Source organism: Streptococcus oralis (assembly GCF_026782285.1).
Taxonomy (GTDB): domain Bacteria; phylum Bacillota; class Bacilli; order Lactobacillales; family Streptococcaceae; genus Streptococcus; species Streptococcus oralis_CG.
Genome location: NZ_JAKUWG010000013.1, coordinates 1 through 5,018, shown reverse-complemented (window position 1 = coordinate 5,018; position 5,018 = coordinate 1). Strand labels below are relative to the sequence as shown.

The window sequence follows — 5,018 nt, the reverse complement described above, 5'->3', positions numbered from 1 at the left end:
AGCTAAGCGACTTCCATATCTCACAGGGGGCAACCCCCAACTACTTCCGGCGTTCTAGGGCTTAACTGCTGTGTTCGGCATGGGTACAGGTGTATCTCCTAGGCTATCGTCACTTAACTCTGAGTAATACCTACTCAAAATTGAATATCTATCAAATACCAAGTAAACCTTACACTTCGTATCCTCAGTTACTTTGGATAAGTCCTCGAGCTATTAGTATTAGTCCGCTACATGTGTCACCACACTTCCACTTCTAACCTATCTACCTGATCATCTCTCAGGGCTCTTACTGATATAAAATCATGGGAAATCTCATCTTGAGGTGGGTTTCACACTTAGATGCTTTCAGCGTTTATCCCTTCCCTACATAGCTACCCAGCGATGCCTTTGGCAAGACAACTGGTACACCAGCGGTAAGTCCACTCTGGTCCTCTCGTACTAGGAGCAGATCCTCTCAAATTTCCTACGCCCGCGACGGATAGGGACCGAACTGTCTCACGACGTTCTGAACCCAGCTCGCGTGCCGCTTTAATGGGCGAACAGCCCAACCCTTGGGACCGACTACAGCCCCAGGATGCGACGAGCCGACATCGAGGTGCCAAACCTCCCCGTCGATGTGAACTCTTGGGGGAGATAAGCCTGTTATCCCCAGGGTAGCTTTTATCCGTTGAGCGATGGCCCTTCCATACGGAACCACCGGATCACTAAGCCCGACTTTCGTCCCTGCTCGAGTTGTAGCTCTCGCAGTCAAGCTCCCTTATACCTTTACACTCTGCGAATGATTTCCAACCATTCTGAGGGAACCTTTGGGCGCCTCCGTTACCTTTTAGGAGGCGACCGCCCCAGTCAAACTGCCCGTCAGACACTGTCTCCGATAGGGATAACCTATCCGGGTTAGAGTGGCCATAACACAAGGGTAGTATCCCAACAACGTCTCCTTCGAAACTGGCGTCCCGATCTCATAGACTCCTACCTATCCTGTACATGTGGTACAGACACTCAATATCAAACTGCAGTAAAGCTCCATGGGGTCTTCCCGTCCTGTCGCGGGTAACCTGCATCTTCACAGGTACTAAAATTTCACCGAGTCTCTCGTTGAGACAGTGCCCAAATCATTACGCCTTTCGTGCGGGTCGGAACTTACCCGACAAGGAATTTCGCTACCTTAGGACCGTTATAGTTACGGCCGCCGTTTACTGGGGCTTCAATTCATACCTTCGCGTTACCGCTAAGCACTCCTCTTAACCTTCCAGCACCGGGCAGGCGTCACCCCCTATACATCATCTTACGATTTAGCAGAGAGCTGTGTTTTTGATAAACAGTTGCTTGGGCCTATTCACTGCGGCTGACTTAAAGTCAGCACCCCTTCTCCCGAAGTTACGGGGTCATTTTGCCGAGTTCCTTAACGAGAGTTCTCTCGCTCACCTGAGGCTACTCGCCTCGACTACCTGTGTCGGTTTGCGGTACGGGTAGAGTATGTTTAACGCTAGAAGCTTTTCTTGGCAGTGTGACGTCACTAACTTCGCTACTAAACTTCGCTCCCCATCACAGCTCAATGTTATAGAACTAAGCATTTAACTCAATTCACACCTCACTGCTTAGACAGACACTTCCAATCGTCTGCTTTAGTTAGCCTACTGCGTCCCTCCATCACTACATACTCTAGTACAGGAATATCAACCTGTTGTCCATCGGATACACCTTTCGGTCTCTCCTTAGGTCCCGACTAACCCAGGGCGGACGAGCCTTCCCCTGGAAACCTTAGTCTTACGGTGGACAGGATTCTCACCTGTCTTTCGCTACTCATACCGGCATTCTCACTTCTATGCGTTCCAGCACTCCTCACGGTATACCTTCATCACACATAGAACGCTCTCCTACCATACCTATAAAGGTATCCACAGCTTCGGTAAATTGTTTTAGCCCCGGTACATTTTCGGCGCAGGGTCACTCGACTAGTGAGCTATTACGCACTCTTTGAATGAATAGCTGCTTCTAAGCTAACATCCTAGTTGTCTGTGCAACCCCACATCCTTTTCCACTTAACAATTATTTTGGGACCTTAGCTGGTGGTCTGGGCTGTTTCCCTTTCGACTACGGATCTTAGCACTCGCAGTCTGACTGCCGACCATAATTCTTTGGCATTCGGAGTTTATCTGAGATTGGTAATCCGGGATGGACCCCTCACCCAAACAGTGCTCTACCTCCAAGAATCTCTAATGTCGACGCTAGCCCTAAAGCTATTTCGGAGAGAACCAGCTATCTCCAAGTTCGTTTGGAATTTCTCCGCTACCCACAAGTCATCCAAGCACTTTTCAACGTGCCCTGGTTCGGTCCTCCAGTGCGTCTTACCGCACCTTCAACCTGCTCATGGGTAGGTCACATGGTTTCGGGTCTACGACATGATACTAATGCGCCCTATTCAGACTCGGTTTCCCTGCGGCTCCGTCTCTTCAACTTAACCTCGCATCATATCGTAACTCGCCGGTTCATTCTACAAAAGGCACGCTCTCACCCATTAACGGGCTCGAACTTGTTGTAGGCACACGGTTTCAGGTTCTATTTCACTCCCCTCCCGGGGTGCTTTTCACCTTTCCCTCACGGTACTGGTTCACTATCGGTCACTAGGGAGTATTTAGGGTTGGGAGATGGTCCTCCCAGATTCCGACGGGATTTCGCGTGTCCCGCCGTACTCAGGATACTGCTAGGTACAAAGACTATTTTAAATACGAGGCTGTTACTCTCTTTGGCTGATCTTCCCAAATCATTCTTCTATAATCTTTGAGTCCACATTGCAGTCCTACAACCCCGAAGAGTAAACTCTTCGGTTTGCCCTCCTGCCGTTTCGCTCGCCGCTACTAAGGCAATCGCTTTTGCTTTCTCTTCCTGCAGCTACTTAGATGTTTCAGTTCACTGCGTCTTCCTCCTCACATCCTTAACAGATATGGGTAACAGGTAGTACCTGTTGGGTTCCCCCATTCGGAAATCCCTGGATCATCGCTTACTTACAGCTACCCAAGGCATATCGTCGTTTGTCACGTCCTTCTTCGGCTCCTAGTGCCAAGGCATCCACCGTGCGCCCTTATTAACTTAACCTTATTTTCTGACCTTTCAGTCAGTAACTCTTTTAATACTACAGCGTTTCGGTTTATTTTCTTGTTACTATTTGATATAGATATTCAATTTTCAATGTGCATTACTTGGTGATCTCTCACCAATGGAGCCTAGCGGGATCGAACCGCTGACCTCCTGCGTGCAAAGCAGGCGCTCTCCCAGCTGAGCTAAGGCCCCACAAGACCTCTCAAGACTAAACAAGACCAATGTGCATTCCTTATCCTTAGAAAGGAGGTGATCCAGCCGCACCTTCCGATACGGCTACCTTGTTACGACTTCACCCCAATCATCTATCCCACCTTAGGCGGCTGGCTCCTAAAAGGTTACCTCACCGACTTCGGGTGTTACAAACTCTCGTGGTGTGACGGGCGGTGTGTACAAGGCCCGGGAACGTATTCACCGCGGCGTGCTGATCCGCGATTACTAGCGATTCCGACTTCATGTAGGCGAGTTGCAGCCTACAATCCGAACTGAGACTGGCTTTAAGAGATTAGCTTGCCGTCACCGGCTTGCGACTCGTTGTACCAGCCATTGTAGCACGTGTGTAGCCCAGGTCATAAGGGGCATGATGATTTGACGTCATCCCCACCTTCCTCCGGTTTATTACCGGCAGTCTCGCTAGAGTGCCCAACTAAATGATGGCAACTAACAATAGGGGTTGCGCTCGTTGCGGGACTTAACCCAACATCTCACGACACGAGCTGACGACAACCATGCACCACCTGTCACCTCTGTCCCGAAGGAAAACTCTATCTCTAGAGCGGTCAGAGGGATGTCAAGACCTGGTAAGGTTCTTCGCGTTGCTTCGAATTAAACCACATGCTCCACCGCTTGTGCGGGCCCCCGTCAATTCCTTTGAGTTTCAACCTTGCGGTCGTACTCCCCAGGCGGAGTGCTTAATGCGTTAGCTGCGGCACTAAACCCCGGAAAGGGTCTAACACCTAGCACTCATCGTTTACGGCGTGGACTACCAGGGTATCTAATCCTGTTTGCTCCCCACGCTTTCGAGCCTCAGCGTCAGTTACAAGCCAGAGAGCCGCTTTCGCCACCGGTGTTCCTCCATATATCTACGCATTTCACCGCTACACATGGAATTCCACTCTCCCCTCTTGCACTCAAGTTAAACAGTTTCCAAAGCGTACTATGGTTAAGCCACAGCCTTTAACTTCAGACTTATCTAACCGCCTGCGCTCGCTTTACGCCCAATAAATCCGGACAACGCTCGGGACCTACGTATTACCGCGGCTGCTGGCACGTAGTTAGCCGTCCCTTTCTGGTAAGATACCGTCACAGTGTGAACTTTCCACTCTCACACTCGTTCTTCTCTTACAACAGAGCTTTACGATCCGAAAACCTTCTTCACTCACGCGGCGTTGCTCGGTCAGACTTTCGTCCATTGCCGAAGATTCCCTACTGCTGCCTCCCGTAGGAGTCTGGGCCGTGTCTCAGTCCCAGTGTGGCCGATCACCCTCTCAGGTCGGCTATGTATCGTCGCCTTGGTGAGCCGTTACCCCACCAACTAGCTAATACAACGCAGGTCCATCTGGTAGTGGTGCAATTGCACCTTTTAAACAGTTATCATGCAATAACTGCTATTATGCGGTATTAGCTATCGTTTCCAATAGTTATCCCCCGCTACCAGGCAGGTTACCTACGCGTTACTCACCCGTTCGCAACTCATCCAGAGAAGCAAGCTCCTCCTTCAGCGTTCTACTTGCATGTATTAGGCACGCCGCCAGCGTTCGTCCTGAGCCAGGATCAAACTCTCATTAAAAGTTTGAGTTCTCACTCATTTCTGTCACTGACAGATTTATTGTTTTTTTCATTGTTCAGTACTATAACCTCAGTTATAGTGCCCTGCACATTGGTTCGTCTTGTTCAGTTTTCAAAGGTCTTTGTCACTC

The 5,018-nt window shown here is 49.9% G+C and carries 1 tRNA gene and 3 rRNA genes; all 4 read right to left on the bottom strand.

Annotated features, from left to right (window positions below):
• Position 1: 1 nt before the first annotated feature.
• A 5S ribosomal RNA gene (rrf, locus tag MK403_RS09335) occupies positions 2–117 on the bottom strand.
• Positions 118–193: 76 nt separating this feature from the next.
• Positions 194–3,096 (bottom strand): 23S ribosomal RNA (locus MK403_RS09330).
• Positions 3,097–3,218: 122 nt separating this feature from the next.
• A tRNA-Ala gene (locus MK403_RS09325) sits at positions 3,219–3,291 on the bottom strand.
• Positions 3,292–3,341: 50 nt separating this feature from the next.
• Positions 3,342–4,888: ribosomal RNA gene (locus MK403_RS09320) — 16S ribosomal RNA — on the bottom strand.
• Together the 16S, 23S and 5S rRNA genes with 1 tRNA gene alongside form the textbook arrangement of a ribosomal RNA operon.
• Between the last annotated feature and the right edge of the window lie 130 nt (positions 4,889–5,018).